We start from the raw sequence: 18629 nt of genomic DNA, 5'->3' as shown, positions 1-18629 counted from the left end.
CATTTCTACTATAAAATGACTAGCTTTATTGGAATGTTTTTTAGCGGTAGAGATTCAAACCACACCTTTGGTGTTACCACAACAATGTTGTGCCCCTTCTCTAGCTCAGATAATTTTTGTTTTTCATCTCTAAGGATTAATATCTCTTTTGTTTTTTGATCTTCTATCGTTATGGCTAATTGACTTTTATAAGGAACTAAATCTTTTACCACTGCCCATCGGCTTTCTAAAGCTTCTTTTGAGTAAGACGGGTTTTCTTTCACAACATCTTCGATTAATGAATTTTTTAATTCTTCAACTTCTTTCTCATCAACTTCCTCTTGTGATGAGCAACCTATTAATAGAAACACTAGTGCAACTGACATTAGACTTAATAATAAAGACCGCCTCATTTCCCTAACTCCCCCTCATAGTTAATATTGACGGGAAGTAATAGTTAAAGTTGCATATCATTATTTTTCACTTTACAGGAATAGATAATGTCTCATCGTAAGTTTTAACATAGTGGAATCCGTCCAGCAGTAACTGTTCTGGTCGGTCCGTTGTGTTAAAAGAATAGGTCTGCTCCCATAGAATATTACCGTTGTTGAGATCCCACCGCCGTGATGTGGAAATGGATGATACGGGTACTATGTTACCACCAGCTTGTATGGATAGATTTTCTGTATCCAAGATTGTAAATTGTTTTCTGGCGATAACGATATCATAGCCTGTGTCAGTTTTGGTTACACTTCGAATCCATATCTTTTCATCCCCAATTTTGATGGATTGATCTGATGGGGAGGCAATGGATATGGGCTCTTCTATTTTCTGAAATCCAGTAAAGGTTTCAAGTACAAGTTCAATGGTCTCAATCTTGTCAGTAGGTAAGACATCGAATTCAAGTTCAAAACCCGGAGTGCCCGGTTCAGCGTGATCTGATTGCATTCCCCAAAATTTCACTTCTGTTCCATTCACATAAAGCTTTGTTTTACCTGAAAATCTCGGGTATTCATCGCTATCCATTTCATAATGTCCCTTCAAGATGGTTGAAGAGGGTGAAGCCGTAATGGTGTCATAGTGAACAGTTCCCTGATCGACAGAAACAGATTTAGAAATATCCTCTTTAATAATACTCTTCATTGCTTTATTGGCTTCAAACTTGAAGGAAATAGGATATGACCCTCGTTCCTTTTCATCCAGCCACTCGGTAAAAGTAACAGTTAATGTTCTGGAGAACGGACTAACCGGCTCGAATTTATATACGCCCTCGTGATGTGTTTCATATTCGCTGTACTTGCCATATCCACCTTTCCAAACTGAATCAGTCAAGAACCCTTGTATGTTACCCACATGATAACGAGGTGTACCATTTTCGTTAAATACGGATCCTGTCATGCGATCAATGGTGTAATACATTAATAATGCGTTATCATCAGCTATAACACCATTAATAGTAATGACCGTGCCGTCAGGAAGTGTAGTGCTTTTGTTGACGACTTGTCCATAGCCTTTCTCCGCTACTTCAGTAAAGCTTAGCGAGGACAGCTCGATTTTATTAAGTAACTTACCTCCATAATAAGCAAATGCAGGGTATTGATACGTTCCAACAATCAACAGGAGTGCTGCAGCTGATGATACAACCCACGTCATCGGTTTATTCTTTTTTTTCTTCTTAGTCGGTACTTGTATCAATGCGTTTCGAAGTCTATCTTCAAGTTCTGACGGAGCCTGTACCATATTCAAGGTTTGTTTGTGTTCCTTTAATTTCTCCTCGATCGTTCTCATAACGATCACCTCCGATCATGGCTTTTAATTTTTGTAGACCTTGCGAAATTCTTGATTTGATTGTCCCTATTGGTGCACCGGTCATTTCCGCAATGGCCTGATATGGAAGATCATGTACGTACCGTAGTTCGATCGCCTCTCGCTGCCGTGAGTTCAGATGAGACAACAGTACTTGCATGTCCATCTCAGACTCTGAATAACGATATGGGTTATCTTCGGTTAATGCAGCCAGTGATTGTTCCCGCTCGTCTTCCAATGGAAGAAATCGCTCCTGTTTGCGCAGTAATGTTTTACAACGATTAACGAGAATCGTTTTACTCCAGCTGTAGAATGCCTCACTCTTTTGCAATTGATCAATCTTTTCATAAAGTGTAACTATCATATCTTCCATCGCGTCCATTGCATCATGCTCGTTTCCCATATATGTATAGGCAAGACGATAATAAGCGTCCTGATCGGCTATGATTAATTGTAACAAAGCTTCCTTATTTCCATTTTGGGCTTGCCTGACAAGACGGCCAACATTCATGTTCTCCCCCCTTTTCATAGATAAGAGATTGTAGAGATGAAAAAAGTTCATTTTGCACAAAAAAAGGAGTCAAGCCGTGGCAAGTACTCCTTTTGGAATCAACTAGATTTCCAAGTATGTAACTGTTATTGAATGGTCTATATATCTTTCTTAGAAAATAGACTCATTGTCAAGAAATAAGAAGCAATGAATATAAGGATGATCCCCAGTGGAATATAGAGCATGGATTGATCCTGTAATACATCTTTCTGATTAATCGCCGATATGGCTACAGCTACAGGTTGCGACATCGTTATAATGGCCACCAGGAATACAGCATTTATAATACCTGCTCCTTTTTTACTAAGTGCGTAGAATAGGGGCATATAGATTGATGTTAATAATAGAACAATTGCTATGGGAACCAAGATGGCCAGGACCGAGTAATCCGGCTTACTAAACTGTGGATATACAACCTTCGCGAACCAGTGAATGCCGTAAGAAGCAAAAACACCAAAAAGTGTAATTATAATGGCAGTTAAGAATTTAGCCTGCACAATTTGCTTCCGGCTGACGGGTAGTGTGACCAAGAAATGATGATTATTGTTCTTAATGTCATTCATCGTAATTAGTGTAATTGAACCAAAAGCAGTATAGATACCAACGAAGTAAATCGAGAGTTCACTCTTGGGTATGAACGTAACACTGAATATTCCAAGATAGAGGAAAACCATCCACAAAGAGCTTTTTAAAGCGATGAAGTCTTTACGAAGCAGATTAAGCATGAATACGCCCTCCTTTAGCAGAAAAATACATGATGTCTTCTAAAGAAGGTTGATCCAAAACAGCGTAACTGCTAAATAACAGCTCGGCTTCCTGCCTATTATCGACTAAGCCCTCGAAGCCAACCGATGTTTCTCTTATGCCGATGAACTTTTTTCGAATATCCGAATCAAGAAGCTGTAAATCTCCCTTTACGATCGCATATTTCTCTAACAGGTCTTCTTTTGCTTCATTAAATATGACTTTCCCACGATTTATGAATGTGATGTAGTCCGCTATACGATCCAGATCGGTGGTAATATGCGTGGAGAAAATAATCGTATTTTTCTCGTCCTGCATGATGTCTGTAAGAAGATCGAGCATTTCTCTTCTAAATATGGGATCAAGTCCAGAAGTAGGCTCATCCATGATTAGAAGTTCTGCCTCATGTGATAATGCGATGGCAAGGGCTAACTTAACTTTCATCCCTTTTGATAAATCCTGCACCTTATTCTTAAGTGACAATCCAAACTGATCTAGATAGGTTCGGAATTTATTGTCGTTCCAATACTTATAAAATGGTTGAATCATCTTCATCGTATCCAAAATGGTGAGATGTTCGTAGTAGAAGCAATCATCTGACACAACACCAATACGTTGTTTAATGTCAATTTCATGTTTCGGCATTTCAAGACCTAATATATTAACACTTCCAGAATCAGGGCGAATCATACCAAGTATCATTCGAATCAAAGTGCTCTTTCCAACACCATTTGGACCTATTATTCCTGTGATGTATCCCTGTTTCACATCTAAAGATATTTGATCAACCTTAAACAAAGGGTAGGATTTGGTTAGACTACGTACTTCAATAGCATTCATAGTAGATCTTCCTCCTCAAATAATATAGACAGATGGTCAATCACCTCTTGTCTGGACATGCTTAATTCCTTGCTTTCACGAATAATATCCATCATTTTCTCTTCCAATCGCTTCATGCGTTGTTCTCGAATAAATTCTTTATTGGCTCCTGATACAAAACAGCCCTTCCCAACAACAGAGTCAATAAGCTGTTCCTTCTCAAGTTCTTCATAAGCACGCTTTGTCGTAATGACGCTGACCTGCAGCTCTTTGGCGAGTTGTCTAATGGAAGGAAGACTATCTCCCGCAACCATTTCACCACTCAGGATGCTCTGTCTAATCTGATTCATGATTTGTATGTAAATGGGATCACTCGATGCGTTAGATAATATGACCTTTATGTTGTTCACCTCAATTCCGCAAAAAAAGTATATACCGTATATATATAATATATACACTTTAAATATTATCGTCAACACATGTTTTAAATGTATGTCAAATACAGAAATAAGAAAAACCCCCACAAAGATTGTGGAGGTTCAGATTACTATAGGGTGCTTAGTGCTTCTGTGACTGATTCTGTTGTTGTGTAATTTTCAATTTCTCAGGGGTTACATCATCCCCGTTAGGGTCTACAACTTTCAAGGTAGACATAGTCGAAAGGACTTGCCCACGAATGTCTTTCAGATATTCCTGACGAAGTTTTTGTTGCTCTTCATATTCTTCCTGAGTTAGACCTGTTGTTTTCTGTTTGCGGCTCAGTTCATTAATTCTATTTAATGAAGGAATGCTCATAGTTATTATCTCCTTCCGTATAACAAGATGTAACGTACAGTTTACTTGAAAACATCCATAGATGCAATAAACACTTGTCTAAGTTTTTCTCTTACAAGATCACCAAGATGATAGTTCTGTTCTTTTCCAGTTATTTTGACTTACGCAAACATATACATATTCATCATCCCAAGCCATCTGCCCTTGGCTGCAGGCAGAACTGGAAGAAGCCGGTGTATACTTATTGCGGATACGTAGCTTGTCCCCATTAATATCAAGCTTCGAGTCTGGGTCACTCGTACCAATGCCGACATTCCCGTTATTTCGCTGTATGGTCAGCGGAGAATCCAGAACTTCACCATCGTTACTGTAGCGAACAAATTGTAGGTTTGCACCTGTATTACCTTCATCCTCTTTTGAGCTGTCAGCCCGCACGGCCCATCGAGGTGTGGTCTTATTATTCTTACCGGATACACTAAACTGGATGTCCCGATTCGTATTCTCTTCTCCTGCTACTCGTAAAACTCCGCTCATCACATTGAAGTTCGATGAATGAGTTCGAATTTCGCTTATATCGGTATCGAAGGGGATCTCGAATCGTGTAAATAACTGGTCAGCATACTGTCCGGTTGGCGACATCGTTGTCTCAAATGAAATATGCTTGTGATCTTGCTGTTCCGGATTGTTGGCTTTGTCATGGGAGATAATTGCCGTCTTATCCTTACCTTTCTCATCTACCCAAACGATCGCTGGCTTAGCTCTTTCAGCTGTCCATTGAAGTCGAATGAGATCAGACTGATGCCCCTCCCTTTCGATCCATTTCTTGTCCGTTGAAAAGAGAAGTCGCTCATTGTGTGGAATACGAATATTTTCGCCATTTTGCTCGGTTTGTTCTTCTAGCACCGTTGTATCCTCTTTGTCTTTCTCTACCTCATGCTCCTGATCTGTACATCCTATCCCAAACAAGCTAAAGCTCCCTAGTAAAATCATCATCACTCTAAATAATTTCATAACGTTCCCTCCGTTTATCATCAAGATTCATTTTCATTCGAATTTATGAATATGTCTGATCGTATTATATGAATTACCTCACGTATACCCATTTCAACAAAGTTCCCGGAAAAATGATTCTTTACGTCTATATGTACTTCACTTGAAGAAATAAGATTTTTTGTATTAGAAAAGACCTAGTCTACATCAGATTCAACCCCAATAAAAAGAACAGGTATAGGTAACTTTCCAGCGAAAGGTACCCTACCTGCTCCTTGGTTTATCAATGTAGTTATTTTGTATTAAACAATCCTGCTGGGAGCTTGGCATCCCAATTTTTTGGTGTATCTAGACGTAATGCATGTGCAATGACTGCAGCTGTATCGATGTTTCTTACTTCACCCGACAATATAGTACCTGGCTTTATGGAATTTCCTTTCGCAGCCCAGAAAATCGTCTGCTCTTCAGTCGTTTTACCCCCATGTCCTGTACCGCTCCCACCGTGGTCAGTCGTGACAATAACTAGTGTATCCTTCATCAGCCCCGCTTCCTCTAATGCTATCATAATTTTCCCAACGTTCTGATCCGCTTTCTCTAGCTGTTCATAAAACTTATCGCTGAAATAACCATGATTATGTCCGGCTCCATCCACTTCATCCAAATGGACAAAAATACTCCGTGTATTCAAGCCTTGTGATTGAATGTACTCAACCGTTTTATCGGTTGTTATTGAATCGTTGCCGCCGTTCACTTTATAAGCGCCTGAAGAATCTTCAATGATGCCCTTATTGATCGGTGACCAAGTCGTAAAGGATGCCATCTGAGTCTTAGGTCGTTCTTGCTTCAGAAGCTTCATAAACGAAGGATAATCATTTACTTCAGGATATGGAGTGGAACCTACTATATCATTGGTCAGTTTATGTTTTGAAGGCTCCACACCATGAAACATTGAACCCCAATTCTCAGCACTAATCGTTGGCAGCATCGCTTTTGCCTCAAAAGTTGAAGCACCTTCACTCATTAATTTCAGAATATTCTTTGCATTGGCTTTTGGGTCTTTGACGGCATTACCGGCTCCATCAATTCCAATAAAGACAACACGTTTATACAAAAAATCATTTTTATAAGGCTTAAGCTTATCTTCTATGATTTGTACATCCTTGCGGTCTACCTTCTTATCGTTATTAAGATCGGCCACTTTGGACTTATCCCAACGCTTGTCCCCTTGCTTACTATTTTGTCTCTTCAAAACTTCTTGAAGATCCTCTTTCGTGAGCAGCCCATCACCCGTAAGATCCAAGGAATTTGATACAACGACACGTACAGAAGCTGTCTTGTTTCCATCTATGGTATTGACGGTAATTGTTGCTTCTCCAGGCTCCCCTGCTATAACGGTTGGCCGTTCGTTCACTGTGACTACCTTTGCAACTTTTTCATTGCTAGAGGTCCATTTCACATCTTGAACCGTAGCATCCATTGGAGAGAACTTTACATTCAGCGGCATTGGAGCTCCAGTCTTGATGGAAAGCTCTGTTCGATCCAATGAGATGGATTGTACAGGCGTAGGCTTTAGCGGTGGAGCATTATCAAACATCAAGCGTGCATCCGTATCGGAAAGTGCGCTTCTAAATACTTGTAACTCATCCACTTTAGCTTTCAATGCAGAACCGTATTTCCCAGTGCCATCCTGGCCAATTTTGGTTGTGAACGGTGAATCCAACGTACCCTTCATTTGCGAAATATCGACGGTATTGATGAGTACACCATCTTTATAGAATCGAGCTTGTCCTTGAGTCCGATCATGCGATACAACGATATGATGCCATTTATTATCCGCAACATCCGGCATGCTGTAATCCAATCGTTTACTTAGAGACGTTTTATAATTCCAAGTGAGAGAACCAGAACCGTTCACGCCAATAATCCACCCCGTATTCGCTCCGGAATTCCAATCCTTATTCGATATGATAGAAGGATCTCCTGAGATCCCTTCTGTTTTAATCCAGAATGCAATGGAAAAATCGGTGTTTTCACCAAAGCGAAATTCATCGCGATCCCCTAAATCTATGTACTGCTCTTTGGAGACCAATCGTACAGCTTGACCAATGCGACCTTGGGCATATTCCGGATTGCCAAAGACTTTCGCAGATATAGAACTTGGCGAGCTGTCAATCGCACTATCTTCAAATTTCAGGTTTAGAACAGAAATCGGAAGTTCTGCCTTTGCTGCAGACGGACTTCCGACTTGGCTTTCTAGCTGTGACGCTCCTAACGCATGAACGCTAGTACTATAGGGCGTTGTTAGTGAGATCAGTACAGCAGCAGAGATCGATGAAATAAACAGGCTTTTCATATGTTGCTTCATGAATTCCCTCCTAGTAAGATGTTTTCGTCTCATTGAACCCACATAAAACAAAGTATTATTATTTGTTTTTGTGTGGAATCACTTTCATCTTACGATTCATTTGTAAATTTAATTACTTAATTATTAGAGATCCTTGTAAAAAAATAGGCCTGATGAAAAATCATCAGGGCCCTCTTTTAGGTAAAATTTAAAAACCTTTAATATCAAGCAAGCAGTAATGCAATCAATTTTTGAAGAAGAATAGACTCTTCTTCCCGAAACTGTTCGAATCGGAGCTTTAATCGAGGAAATACTTCCCTATCATAACGAATTTCATGACGAATATACTGATCCCTTAGCTTCTTTGCTCGGTTACTTATATCCTTGAAACCTTGAACGAGTTCCTCATCATATGGAATTACTCCCTCATCAATCAAGTATCCGATTCGTTCACTCATCAATTGTTTGTGTTCCCATAGGACATGAAGATGCCTGACATCATTTCGTCGAACCAGTCGGGAATCGTCTCTCTCTACAGCATCAAAGTACAGTTGAAGATAGTCGTAAATCTTAATTCCGAAAGCTTCATCTTGATCAAAGTTATAATTAATTCGATTTAGATGAGTCTCTCCATTTATGTAATCACGTAGTTGATCGACCGCAGCCGTCTTATCAAAAGTATAAGATGAATGAGGAATACATTTATAAAGATATGTATGGTGATCGAATGTACGCTTATTATCAAGTAACTGCTGCATGGAATGAACAGCTTCTTTAATTTCCTGAAATGGTATCTGTACATTCCGATATATTCCCTGATTGTCAAACATCGAAGCATAAAAGATCTCTTGTTCCCAATCAAAACCATATAGAAGCAGATGATGGGGGAAAGGTTCTTTCTGATAGGATGCAGCTAGGGATAACCTTGATTCGTCTATAAATACAACACAATAGTACCTACTTCGAATGAGGTCTGCGAAAAATTTCGGGAAATCGTCGATATGTAAATGGTCTAGAATCACATAATTGACGGCACAGGTCAGTAGAAAAGGATTATTATAATTCAGTTCATTCGGCTTCCCCCTGAAAAAATCAACATAAAACTGTGTACTATTCTCCAAAAAATCTTTATTGCAAGATAACTGTATAAAATTACTGTAATACCAAGGTTTTGTTTCTTCATAACTACTAGTAATGGATAGCGTGTAGGCCCACCTCAAAAATCCCTTCAGTGGAGGGTTCACAATCGGAAGCTGTACAGTGTTCATCGGATACTCCCCTTTTGACAAAATAATACGCATTCTTCCAAGGACATGTATTTGTGGACATTTGCATGATGCTTTCTTAACTGCTTGCACTACTATATCCCTTTACGGCCTGCTTCCAGAGCAGTCGAATAAGAGCAAACAACAGAATTGAAGCAAGCATCGCTAATCCCGTATGTAACCAATTCAGCTGACCCAGTAGAAACATAGGTCCGAAATTGGTAATCAAGAATAATGGAATGACAAATGTTCCTATTCGACGGACCCAAGATGGATAAATTGCCATTGGGAAATTATTAGCATCCCAGACAGAATGTGAAATTTCCGAAACAGAACCAGTCTGGACGAACCAGAACGAAAGCAGTGCTGGAATAATCATCAAACAGTATGTGATAACTATAGAAACGAATAGCAGTATGATAATACCGGCCAAGTGTAAAAAAGTGAGTGGTATATCCATTGCGTACCAACCAATCCCCATCAAGATAAAACCAACGATAATATCAGGAATTGGTAGAGCCAGATCAATGTAGCGCATGGAGGCCATAAACTGCAGAGAAACCGGCTTTGTGAGCATTAAATCAAGGGAGCCGTCTTTTATATATTCCGGAATTTTCATGAAGTTTGTAAAGAATAGTCCCACATAAATCCCAGTCACGACAGTATGCATCCCGATAAATAGAAGTAATCCTTCAGGGGGAATACCATCCACATGCAGATCTGTACGGAACACAACCAACACATAAAGGAGCTTAGCTATCAAATATACAGATTCGACGATCAGACTCATCATGAAATTGCCGCGGAACTCCATTTGAGCAATAAGACAGTTTTTGATGAATAGACCATATAGACGGAAATATTTTTTCGTAATTTTAAACATACGCTCTTCCCCTACCCTCCCACTGCCGAATATTTCTTAATGGAAATTCGCCATGTGAGACGGGATAACCAAAAAAAGAACAGTATCCATCCAAACTGGATGAATAACCCTTCGTTCATTTGGGCTGAATCCATTTTCCCACTCAAAATATTAACAGGAAAGTAAATGGTATACGGAAACGGTGTATACTGCAGTACCTTCACAACAGAATCTCCAAATATTTCGAGAGGAAACATGCCTCCACTTAAAATATTGACGAGCAAACTTGTAATCACAAAAAAATAAGATATTTCGTGCAGATAAAAAGCACTAGCACAGATACAGTAAGCGATCAGAAAATTTAGCAAGAGCGCTCCCCAAAGCGTAAAGGCAAACAAGGTCACCCGTATAGCTTGGAGTTCCATTACGCCTCCGGAAGAAGCAATCCATATGATGATAATGAGCAGTAATGCAGTAATACCATAAAAGATCGATTTCTGACCTATGAAGGACATGAACCGATAACCAAAGTAACTGACTGGTTTGATCAAATACTTATTTAGACCACCATTCTTAATATCATCAGCAATTTGGTTTTCAAACTGGGTCGCAATCAACTTGGATACAAGTCCTGATAATACGGTATACATAATAATTTGACTATATGAATACGTGAACAGAGCCGTCTGCCCTGAATGTTCGTAAACAGCGGTCCAGATGAAATACTGAACAAGAATGGGAAAGACAGCGCTGAGTAGTCCAAGAAAGAAGTGAAGCCGATATTCCATCGAATGCTGAACGCCCATCGAGAATACAGCTGTATATAATTTGCGTCGATTCATCCAACCGATTCCTTGCGGTATAGCATCGAAATACTCTCCTCGATCGGTACATCCTCAATCGTCCAGTCCATGATCGGGAATGTATCGAGCACAGCTCGTGATACTTCTTTCAAACGATATTTAGGCAGTTCAAGTACTGCGTTGTATTCATCAGCACTGATGATTTTTCCGAATTTAGCTAATTTCTGTTCAGCGACAGGATCCGAGAAATGCAACCTTATAATTTTGTTCTCTCCAAAAAGATCATTGATCTTGTGAAGATCCCCATCATATAGAAGATTGCCCTCATTAATGATAATTGTCCTCTTGCATAAATCTTCGACATCCTTCATGTAGTGACTCGTAAGCAGGATCGTTGCACCGAACTGTTCATTATAGTATTTCAGGAACTCTCTCACTTTTTTCTGTGATGGAAAATCCAGACCAATCGTTGGCTCATCAAGATATAACAGCTTCGGGCGATGAATAAGTGCGGCGATCAGCTCCATCTTCATTCGTTCACCTAAGGATAATCGGCGCACCTGTACATCCAATAAATCCTGCACATCGAGCATCTCTGAAAGCTCTTCTAAGCTGCGGCGGTAAAGATCATCATCGATGTCATAAATACATTTATTCAAATAAATAGATTCGCTAGCGGGAAGGTCCCACCATAGCTGGTTTTTCTGTCCCATGACAATAGAGAATAACCGTTTAAATTCATTCTTCCGTTCCCAGGGCACATAACCAAGTACATTCGCCTCGCCGCTAGTAGGATATAAAATTCCTGATAACATTTTGAGTGTCGTCGTCTTTCCTGCTCCGTTCGGTCCAAGGAACCCTACACACTCTCCGGGGCCGATATCAAAAGAAACGGATTTGACAGCTTCCTTCACAAGTGATTTCCGAGCAAATAAGTTTTTCAATGAATTTCTGAATCCAGCTGCTTTACGGTAATATATAAATGTTTTATGCAATTCTCGCACATGGATATAATCCATCTCCACGCCCCCTGATCGTAAGATCAATCTAGACCCCATTGTTGTATAGAAGCACACATTTCGAGCATATGGGCATTAAACCACAAGCTAAAACCTCACGTTGTTTCTTGAGATCTTCACCATGGAATATGTCAGCCACGCTTTGTTCGTATAGATTACCGACACTGAATTCAGGGAAGAACTTACATGGATTTACTTTTCCGTCGGGCATTACATCCATTCGATTCGAGATCGAGAAACACTTCGATCTGTTCATAGCCGGCTTCTCACTGCCACGGATAAAACCTTCTACTTCTTCGGGTTCAAGCGCAGGCTGATAACGGATACGTACATTCCATACGCGTGAATTCACTTTTCTAAGTTCTTCTATAAGTGTGTCAAAATTTTCGGGAGAGATATGGAATGTGAAAGAGTGCCAACTATTCTTGTGGCTATCTGTAAAGCGGGAAGTAAGATGTGGGAAGTGAGCATCGAAATAGGTGTCCATTTTCTCAGCGGTATCGGAAGGAATGTACCATGGGAAGCAAAAGTAGACGGAATCCACACCCATTTCTTCGAAGTATTCCATAAAGCTATATAACTGGCCAACCATCTGATCATTAACCGTCAAAGCTACGGATACTTTACCTTTATAAAGACCTTGCTGTTGCAGATCCAGGAGAAGTTGTATCGCATGAATCACTTTCTTAAAGGTGCCTTTCCCTCGAATCGCATCATTCTCCTTCTCAAATCCTTCAAGGCTGATGAGCATGACCAGATTCTCCGACATTTTCAGAATAGAATCCAGCTTCTTCTCAATAAGGATTGCGTTCGTACAGATGGTTGTGTAGCGATCTTCTTTAGCAAGTAGTTCTGCAAGTTCATCGAATTTAGAGTAAAATAGCGGTTCTCCGCCCCATAAGAAGACACGTGATTTATTTTCTCTTGTTTCAGCAAGCAACTTTTCAACGACAGGAATTTCAATCTCGTCATTCTTCACTTCTTTGGCAAAACCATGATGGAAGCCTTCAGGATTCCATTCGAAACAGTGTTTACATCGTAGATTACAACCATTGTTGAGTTTAATTCCTATTTCATAAGGGACTGCTGCTGCATAAGTTGGATCTTCACGACGCTTTCTGCTCGTTTCCGCTAAAGGAACCAAGGTTCTTTTCATATTCCGAAATGTAATTGGATCAAACGTAACTGTTGTTTTCGGCTGCATAAGTTATCCTCCCAAAATGGTTGATTGTTGATCGTTGCTCCAGCAAGCGTCTGCAAATATCCATCAGCAGCTGTTTCGAGTAACCCTGATTTTTCCACTCCGTAAACTGAATGCCGAAACCGCAGGATTCCCAGTATGCAGAGTTATGTAGCTCATGGTCGCCGAACGGCTCCAACATAATGAACGGGATACCAAACGCCAATGAGTCATTTAACGTTGACCCTCCCGGTTTACTAATAATAGCTGCGTAATTTCGCATCAATTGAATATATTCGAAATAGTCCTGAAGTGGATACTCATGAAGAATACCATCTTCACGAACATAATGGATCATAGGTGGAAAAGTGTGCTGTCCTTGCTCATCTCGGCTCCATGGATCCCAAGAATCCTTGGTTCCATAATATCTTGTAATTCCATCATTCTCTTCGACCTCGGAGGAATCATAGACAATCACATCCAAAGCGTATCCGATTTCACGAAGTTCTGATACGGTGTCTTTATAGGTCCCGATGCCCCATCCACCACCATGAATCAGAATACGCCCATAGCGGCGATGATACGGTAATGGCTCTTCCTCATTAGAGTTAAGGTAACTGTATGGTGACAACTTCGAGGGGTCATAGAACCAGACATTGTTAAATCGCGGGTACAACTGCTTGTGTACCTTAAACGATGGTGTGTCTATGGCATCCATCCTTATCAGTTGAATGTCTACGGGGTTGTCTGCAACTTCCTCATAGCGCATGAGAATAGGTATCCAGAATCCAGTAAATACCGCAAAACAGGTGATATTAGCTTCTTTCCATCTTTTCAAAAGAGTCTGAACAGCCTCTTCATCGAGAGAAGAATCAATAGGTTTGGCCAGCTTATGTCCCATACGAGCAATGTTGAAATCTGAATGGAAGGCCTTTTTAGTGATTCGGATCTTGTCTCTGATTTCAGCATGATACAAATTCTCCAGCACATGAATCTCGGTTTCGATTCCATTGCCTTTTAGAAATGTGTGAAGGTGCATAGCAGGAATATATGCTCCAAGAGAATTTCCTGACGCCAATAACGCAACCGAAGATGGGTCCATAGATAGCCCCCTGTGTCTTTAAATTTAGTTGTATACTTTTACAGACAAGCTCACAAGCATATGGTGAAGTCTTTCAAATAGCTCATCACGATGCTGATCATCCCGTGCAACCACAGATACATACAGCCGTCCTTTCGGAATGCCTTTTTTCAACTGTAATCCCTCTGAGACGCGTCGACGACGTATGTTCTCGTTTACCATCATAGTATTTGAGGATAAAGGAACGATCCCATATTCTCCCGGAACAATTAATAGAAGTCTTGATTCACGCATCGAGTGGAGTAAATTCTCGAATTCGAAGCCTTCTGGAAGACCTACCGACACATAAGTGAGCCAGCTATGAAGGCCATATGGGTGCCAATGCTTATCCAGATATGCATTGATGAGCCCCATAGATTTTCGTGCGTTAATCTCTACAATAGGTACAATTTCACCATTCTCCAGAACCATGGAGTCAAAGCAGACATAACCGTGATACCCATCCTCCACCAAAACCTGGAGTGCTTTCTCAATGACTTGAAAGTATCCCTTGCTAGATAATTCAGCTCTAAAAGCCTCATCTGCATGAATAGATCCACCGTAGTTTTGAAGATGATTCATCATGAATTGAACGGAAATAAGCTCTTTATCTCCGTTTTTCTGAATGATCCAGTGTGAACTGAAATCCGTTTTTTTGGCTAGCAGAGGCTCTAGCAGGAATAGAGATCGGAGTCCTCTATCCTCCTGAGTATGTATGTGCCTAGCAATTCTTTGCTGCATAGCCTCACTATCAATGAGTAGATTACCCTTACCAGAAACACCATAAGGATCTTTCAGAAGATATGGCCCCTGCATAAGAAGGGTGTTACCGATCGCCACCATTTCTTCTGCGCTCTTCACCTCAGTGCCATAGCTTTTCTGATTGATACTGTCCAACAGGCGATTAGAATAAATCTTGGAGTTTACACGTACCGCCGTCTCTAGATCTGGCAAAACACTTGATAAACTCATAACTTGTAGATACTCCTCTGTACCTGCCGTAATCGCAAAAGGAGAGAGAGCCTTAGCTTTATAGTTAACAAGTTGGTTTGCATTAGCAGTTGCCAGCTTAAAGATGCATCGATTAAATAAATTTATTTCGGGCAACGGCTCCTTCTCATCGTTCAAGTCATAACGATATTGAGCCTGAAAGGAGAAGCCTAGCCCGCTAAGATAATCATGTAATGCTTGATTGATCTTGCAACGTGTATATAAGACATCTCTATACTCGCAAAATGGAAAAAGCAACTCATCCATGCAGAGTACAATTGATTCCCGCTCCTTGTCAGGTACAGATGGCAGCCTTGTTAGATCCAAGTCCCGCCAACTTGTTTCGGGATCGAAGTTACCCATCACGATTTTGGAAACCTCATAAGGTTCAAGGGTTGACATTTTCGTACATTGGCAGCTCTTGCTGCTGACAGTGATTTAGGAAAGTGATAAAGGTTTGGATGGATTGGAGATGTTCGTAATCGAAGTTATCATAGTCAATGATCAAGTTTAATTGTTCTTCAACTTTGAGCATAAATTGAATCATTTGGAGAGAATCGAGGCCGATATCGTTATTCAGATCGGTTTCGAGAGATAGCGATTGACGGAGTTCTGGTTGATCTTCTTTGATAGAGCACAAAATGTCTACGAGTTTATCGTACATAACTACACTCCTTTAAAATATTTGATGATGAGTGGTTCACAGAATCCGTATGATATTTATTCTATCTTTGGCAAACGCCCAACTCCTCCTTATTCCATATTTACAATTATTATCTTTTTATAGTTAAAAAATGTCAATTAAAAATACAATAAAACACTATATTTTAACAAAAACGTGAATTCATAATTAAATAAGTAATAAAAAAAGTCGCTATATGGAATAGCTACATTTCAATGTTAGACACATAATCAACATTGAAACGTACCATTCTTAATGGCGACTTTTTTATATATTCATTCATTTGATAGATTCAGAGATATGCCAGCACACTCCAGCGGGATCAATCAGATTAATCTCCCGTTTTCCCCAGGGATATTGTTTAGGTTCGGTTAACTTAATAGGATATTTCTTCATTGAGTAAACAGATTGTAAGAGCGACCACCATTTATCTAAATCCTCAACTATAAGTTCTACCATGTAATTATCTTGAAACTCTTGATTAAAAAAGTTTTGGAGAAAGAATTCTTGTTCATCCATTTGAAAAATACTTAATCCTTCGTCCGAGTATATCTTCACAAAACCTAGATCTTCAAAAAAACATTGAGCCAGTATATAATCTTCGCCTGATGGTATAAATGGTCTAAGATTAGTAACTTTCATCTCATAATTTCCTCCCAAATGGAATTTATACTTATATATTAACTATGCATGAAGACAGTCTCGTTAGGTATGTTTAGCCGCCTTTATCGATAACCATTGAGGAAGAGCTGCCAAAGGGTTCAGTTGCCAGTCACATAATTTATCAAGCTGTTCTTGTTTATGTATATCGACTGTATGTTCAGATTCATCAACCCAAAATGAGCCATCTTCAGCATACATTTCTTCAAGTTGATGTATGCAAAGACCCGATGATATCATCGCATTCATTAAGTCCTGCATACGCCAAGTATACCTAGATACATTCTCGATCAGAAAAGGACCTATTGAGTTGTAGGGTCTAACAACTGTTAGTTTCTCAATATCATCTCCGAAGGGACGGGTAAAAGGATGTACATCAAACATTAAGTAGCTCCCATTATTTTTAAGAATTCGATAGATGTTTTTATACATCGACTTTAAGTCATCAATCCATATATGAACTCCATTTGAGGTATAAACAAAATCATATTCATTACTTGTTATAGTGCCTAAATACCTTGTATCATCGCATACGAACTCAATATCCCAACTATGTTTATTAGCTATTTCAGCATTACCTCTTCTGTTCTATATTTTTGATACCATGTTTCAGACCAATTATTCCAAATATTCTTCACACTAGAATTATCCATTTCAACCCCCAGTACTATTGATATAAGGAGTGTAACAAGCTCAGGATATTGATAGTAGATAATTTTTTATTTAGATTAATCTTTTACACTCAACAGTAATAATATGAATCTTCATTGCGCTCTCCCTCATTTATTCATATTGTTCGAAATTTCCAAGGTTAACTGTAATCATCATCACCGACATCCGAACAACCTTGTTGTTATAGTATCGGTGTATTGTCTAAATTTCTCGAAAGGGAGCTTTCCACCATGACACTTAAAGCTAAACGCCAATTTAATGATGGTCCCAAAATCCGAAGAGAAAAAGCAATTGTTACTAAGATGATCCATATATATTGTAAAAAGAAACATCATCAAAATGAGTTTTGCAAGGAATGCGAAGACTTACATGATTATGCCCGTAAGAGATTATCCCTCTGCAGATTTGGAGAAGAGAAAACAGCTTGTGCCAAGTGCCCTGTCCATTGTTATAAACAAGACTATCGTCAGAAAATCAAGGAAGTTATGCGATTTTCAGGCCCATGGATGTTACTATATCACCCCATCGAGTCTATTAAGCATATTCCTATAGCCAATAAGTTCAGAAAGTAAAACGGAACCGGTCTTGAAACGTTAGTTCCCTGGGTACAATTCATGGATTTTGTTGATGAGGTCTGCGGAATTGCTATGGAACATTTGGTTCGAATCCGTCCAGACAGACTCCAGAAAATACGATGCATGAAATCTCCACCCTTGATGAATCGGATTAAAATCCATCTGAATTTCACGACACGGCTTTCCTCGGTACTGTCTAGAGCCAGGCATGCGCCAGCTACCAATTCTTGTGATTCTATCTGAATTCTGACCCGTGATGTATGTAAAACGGTCATTGTATGGAATATCCTTCAGGTAGAATTTAGGACATCCTATAGCAAATATTTGAGCCCTTCCAACTCCATATTTCTCTTCTAAAAGAAGTCCCGTTCGATAGGCGATCACACCACCCGCGCTGTGCCCAATAAAGAGTATATTTTCCGCGTCTTCGGTATGTTCGCGGATGATTTGTGTTGCACTAATAACCCGCCGTGATCGGTCGCGAGTTAGGTCATAGCCTACTTGAGAAAGCTGTTTAGTTAACAAACGAAACAACGAAGAACCCTTCTTTCCATTTGCCATTCCATACGGAAAGATCGTAACGATTTTGACATTGGGATATTTTAGAGCAATCTCCCTAGCAGCCGCTTCGAAATTATTCCGATACGTTAGGATCCCAGCAAAAAAGTAAACAACTGTGCGACAATTTACTGTACATGTGCTGCTGGAGGATATAAACATTGTAATCAGATTCCCCCTCCTTCTTCCTAAGAATTGTGCGTTCGATAGCTACTAATACATGATTGTACGCGACAT

General features: G+C 39.8%; 21 protein-coding genes and 1 pseudogene. 1 reads left to right on the top strand and 21 read right to left on the bottom strand.

From position 1 onward, the window contains the following. Positions 1-8: 8 nt before the first annotated feature. The 20 genes and pseudogenes from AC3WJJ_RS01295 to AC3WJJ_RS01200 form a co-directional block, all read right to left on the bottom strand. Positions 9-365 carry a hypothetical protein gene (locus AC3WJJ_RS01295; RefSeq protein ID WP_492537299.1) on the bottom strand — a complete coding sequence of 119 codons (357 nt, stop codon included), beginning with the start codon at positions 363-365 and terminating at the stop codon, positions 9-11. A gap of 94 nt (positions 366-459) precedes the next feature. After that, entirely contained in the window at positions 460-1767 is a 1308-nt protein-coding gene (locus tag AC3WJJ_RS01290; protein ID WP_492537297.1) for a DUF4179 domain-containing protein, read from the bottom strand. Beyond that, on the bottom strand, positions 1694-2296 hold the full coding sequence (locus AC3WJJ_RS01285) for an RNA polymerase sigma factor (protein ID WP_492537295.1): 603 nt from the start codon (positions 2294-2296) through the stop codon (positions 1694-1696). The genes AC3WJJ_RS01290 and AC3WJJ_RS01285 overlap by 74 nt, the downstream gene beginning before the upstream one ends. A gap of 137 nt (positions 2297-2433) precedes the next feature. After that, entirely contained in the window at positions 2434-3060 is a 627-nt protein-coding gene (locus tag AC3WJJ_RS01280; RefSeq protein WP_492537293.1) for an ABC-2 transporter permease, read from the bottom strand. Then, entirely contained in the window at positions 3053-3919 is an 867-nt protein-coding gene (locus tag AC3WJJ_RS01275; RefSeq protein ID WP_492537291.1) for an ABC transporter ATP-binding protein, read from the bottom strand. Before AC3WJJ_RS01275 ends, AC3WJJ_RS01280 begins: the two co-directional genes overlap by 8 nt. Then, a complete protein-coding gene (locus AC3WJJ_RS01270) occupies positions 3916-4248 on the bottom strand; it encodes a GntR family transcriptional regulator (protein WP_492537289.1) in 333 nt (110 codons plus the stop codon). The genes AC3WJJ_RS01275 and AC3WJJ_RS01270 overlap by 4 nt, the downstream gene beginning before the upstream one ends. A 208-nt stretch (positions 4249-4456) precedes the next feature. After that, entirely contained in the window at positions 4457-4693 is a 237-nt protein-coding gene (locus AC3WJJ_RS01265; protein WP_492537287.1) for a DUF896 domain-containing protein, read from the bottom strand. 99 nt (positions 4694-4792) lie between these two features. Then, positions 4793-5683 carry a hypothetical protein gene (locus tag AC3WJJ_RS01260; protein WP_492537285.1) on the bottom strand — a complete coding sequence of 297 codons (891 nt, stop codon included), beginning with the start codon at positions 5681-5683 and terminating at the stop codon, positions 4793-4795. Between the two features lie 271 nt (positions 5684-5954). Continuing rightward, positions 5955-8027, bottom strand: a complete 2073-nt coding sequence (locus AC3WJJ_RS01255; protein WP_492537283.1) for a LamG-like jellyroll fold domain-containing protein — start codon at positions 8025-8027, stop codon at positions 5955-5957. Positions 8028-8230: 203 nt separating this feature from the next. Next, positions 8231-9274, bottom strand: a complete 1044-nt coding sequence (locus tag AC3WJJ_RS01250; protein ID WP_492537281.1) for a hypothetical protein — start codon at positions 9272-9274, stop codon at positions 8231-8233. Positions 9275-9350: 76 nt separating this feature from the next. Further along, the gene (locus AC3WJJ_RS01245) at positions 9351-10154 is read right to left on the bottom strand and encodes an ABC transporter permease (protein WP_492537280.1); all 804 of its coding nucleotides are present in this window, start codon (positions 10152-10154) and stop codon (positions 9351-9353) included. Positions 10155-10165: 11 nt separating this feature from the next. Beyond that, positions 10166-10975 carry an ABC transporter permease gene (locus AC3WJJ_RS01240; protein WP_492537279.1) on the bottom strand — a complete coding sequence of 270 codons (810 nt, stop codon included), beginning with the start codon at positions 10973-10975 and terminating at the stop codon, positions 10166-10168. Further along, complete coding sequence (locus tag AC3WJJ_RS01235) at positions 10972-11955, bottom strand: ABC transporter ATP-binding protein (protein WP_492537277.1); 984 nt, start codon at positions 11953-11955, stop codon at positions 10972-10974. The genes AC3WJJ_RS01240 and AC3WJJ_RS01235 overlap by 4 nt, the downstream gene beginning before the upstream one ends. A gap of 28 nt (positions 11956-11983) precedes the next feature. After that, positions 11984-13159 carry a radical SAM protein gene (locus tag AC3WJJ_RS01230; protein WP_492537275.1) on the bottom strand — a complete coding sequence of 392 codons (1176 nt, stop codon included), beginning with the start codon at positions 13157-13159 and terminating at the stop codon, positions 11984-11986. Continuing rightward, the gene (locus AC3WJJ_RS01225; RefSeq protein WP_492537273.1) at positions 13131-14237 is read right to left on the bottom strand and encodes a glycosyltransferase family protein; all 1107 of its coding nucleotides are present in this window, start codon (positions 14235-14237) and stop codon (positions 13131-13133) included. Before AC3WJJ_RS01225 ends, AC3WJJ_RS01230 begins: the two co-directional genes overlap by 29 nt. Before the next feature lie 24 nt (positions 14238-14261). Beyond that, on the bottom strand, positions 14262-15647 hold the full coding sequence (locus AC3WJJ_RS01220; protein WP_492537271.1) for a hypothetical protein: 1386 nt from the start codon (positions 15645-15647) through the stop codon (positions 14262-14264). Further along, positions 15634-15909, bottom strand: a complete 276-nt coding sequence (locus tag AC3WJJ_RS01215) for an acyl carrier protein (RefSeq protein ID WP_422656769.1) — start codon at positions 15907-15909, stop codon at positions 15634-15636. Before AC3WJJ_RS01215 ends, AC3WJJ_RS01220 begins: the two co-directional genes overlap by 14 nt. A 297-nt stretch (positions 15910-16206) precedes the next feature. Further along, complete coding sequence (locus AC3WJJ_RS01210; RefSeq protein WP_422656770.1) at positions 16207-16569, bottom strand: VOC family protein; 363 nt, start codon at positions 16567-16569, stop codon at positions 16207-16209. A 63-nt stretch (positions 16570-16632) separates the two neighbouring features. Further along, positions 16633-16971 (bottom strand): hypothetical protein, encoded by a 339-nt coding sequence (locus AC3WJJ_RS01205; RefSeq protein WP_492537269.1) that lies wholly within the window; start codon positions 16969-16971, stop codon positions 16633-16635. 60 nt (positions 16972-17031) lie between these two features. Continuing rightward, positions 17032-17091 (bottom strand): annotated as a pseudogene (locus AC3WJJ_RS01200) (hypothetical protein); the annotation flags it as partial. A gap of 398 nt (positions 17092-17489) precedes the next feature. On the opposite strand from AC3WJJ_RS01200, the gene AC3WJJ_RS01195 reads away from it, so the two are divergent. After that, on the top strand, positions 17490-17831 hold the full coding sequence (locus tag AC3WJJ_RS01195; protein ID WP_492537267.1) for a nitrous oxide-stimulated promoter family protein: 342 nt from the start codon (positions 17490-17492) through the stop codon (positions 17829-17831). Positions 17832-17852: 21 nt separating this feature from the next. Here AC3WJJ_RS01195 and AC3WJJ_RS01190 read toward each other — a convergent pair whose 3' ends face one another. After that, entirely contained in the window at positions 17853-18554 is a 702-nt protein-coding gene (locus AC3WJJ_RS01190) for a thioesterase domain-containing protein (RefSeq protein ID WP_492537265.1), read from the bottom strand. Positions 18555-18629: the final 75 nt, after the last annotated feature.

It is taken from the genome of Paenibacillus sp. FW507-14B1B, from assembly GCF_058781425.1.
The sequence above is the reverse complement of the archived record's forward strand: the minus strand, read 5'-3'. Positions and strand labels throughout refer to the sequence as shown.

Bases quoted from the DNA above. Each gene is read 5' to 3' on its own strand.
- AC3WJJ_RS01295 (WP_492537299.1), bottom strand. From the start codon at position 365: ATGTCAGTTGCACTAGTGTTTCTATTAATAGGTTGCTCATCACAAGAG.
- AC3WJJ_RS01290 (WP_492537297.1), bottom strand. From the start codon at position 1,767: ATGAGAACGATCGAGGAGAAATTAAAGGAACACAAACAAACCTTGAAT.
- AC3WJJ_RS01285 (WP_492537295.1), bottom strand. From the start codon at position 2,296: ATGAATGTTGGCCGTCTTGTCAGGCAAGCCCAAAATGGAAATAAGGAA.
- AC3WJJ_RS01280 (WP_492537293.1), bottom strand. From the start codon at position 3,060: ATGCTTAATCTGCTTCGTAAAGACTTCATCGCTTTAAAAAGCTCTTTG.
- AC3WJJ_RS01275 (WP_492537291.1), bottom strand. From the start codon at position 3,919: ATGAATGCTATTGAAGTACGTAGTCTAACCAAATCCTACCCTTTGTTT.
- AC3WJJ_RS01270 (WP_492537289.1), bottom strand. From the start codon at position 4,248: ATGAATCAGATTAGACAGAGCATCCTGAGTGGTGAAATGGTTGCGGGA.
- AC3WJJ_RS01265 (WP_492537287.1), bottom strand. From the start codon at position 4,693: ATGAGCATTCCTTCATTAAATAGAATTAATGAACTGAGCCGCAAACAG.
- AC3WJJ_RS01260 (WP_492537285.1), bottom strand. From the start codon at position 5,683: ATGAAATTATTTAGAGTGATGATGATTTTACTAGGGAGCTTTAGCTTG.
- AC3WJJ_RS01255 (WP_492537283.1), bottom strand. From the start codon at position 8,027: ATGAAGCAACATATGAAAAGCCTGTTTATTTCATCGATCTCTGCTGCT.
- AC3WJJ_RS01250 (WP_492537281.1), bottom strand. From the start codon at position 9,274: ATGAACACTGTACAGCTTCCGATTGTGAACCCTCCACTGAAGGGATTT.
- AC3WJJ_RS01245 (WP_492537280.1), bottom strand. From the start codon at position 10,154: ATGTTTAAAATTACGAAAAAATATTTCCGTCTATATGGTCTATTCATC.
- AC3WJJ_RS01240 (WP_492537279.1), bottom strand. From the start codon at position 10,975: ATGAATCGACGCAAATTATATACAGCTGTATTCTCGATGGGCGTTCAG.
- AC3WJJ_RS01235 (WP_492537277.1), bottom strand. From the start codon at position 11,955: ATGGATTATATCCATGTGCGAGAATTGCATAAAACATTTATATATTAC.
- AC3WJJ_RS01230 (WP_492537275.1), bottom strand. From the start codon at position 13,159: ATGCAGCCGAAAACAACAGTTACGTTTGATCCAATTACATTTCGGAAT.
- AC3WJJ_RS01225 (WP_492537273.1), bottom strand. From the start codon at position 14,237: ATGGACCCATCTTCGGTTGCGTTATTGGCGTCAGGAAATTCTCTTGGA.
- AC3WJJ_RS01220 (WP_492537271.1), bottom strand. From the start codon at position 15,647: ATGTCAACCCTTGAACCTTATGAGGTTTCCAAAATCGTGATGGGTAAC.
- AC3WJJ_RS01215 (WP_422656769.1), bottom strand. From the start codon at position 15,909: ATGTACGATAAACTCGTAGACATTTTGTGCTCTATCAAAGAAGATCAA.
- AC3WJJ_RS01210 (WP_422656770.1), bottom strand. From the start codon at position 16,569: ATGAAAGTTACTAATCTTAGACCATTTATACCATCAGGCGAAGATTAT.
- AC3WJJ_RS01205 (WP_492537269.1), bottom strand. From the start codon at position 16,971: ATGTTTGATGTACATCCTTTTACCCGTCCCTTCGGAGATGATATTGAG.
- AC3WJJ_RS01195 (WP_492537267.1), top strand. From the start codon at position 17,490: ATGACACTTAAAGCTAAACGCCAATTTAATGATGGTCCCAAAATCCGA.
- AC3WJJ_RS01190 (WP_492537265.1), bottom strand. From the start codon at position 18,554: ATGTTTATATCCTCCAGCAGCACATGTACAGTAAATTGTCGCACAGTT.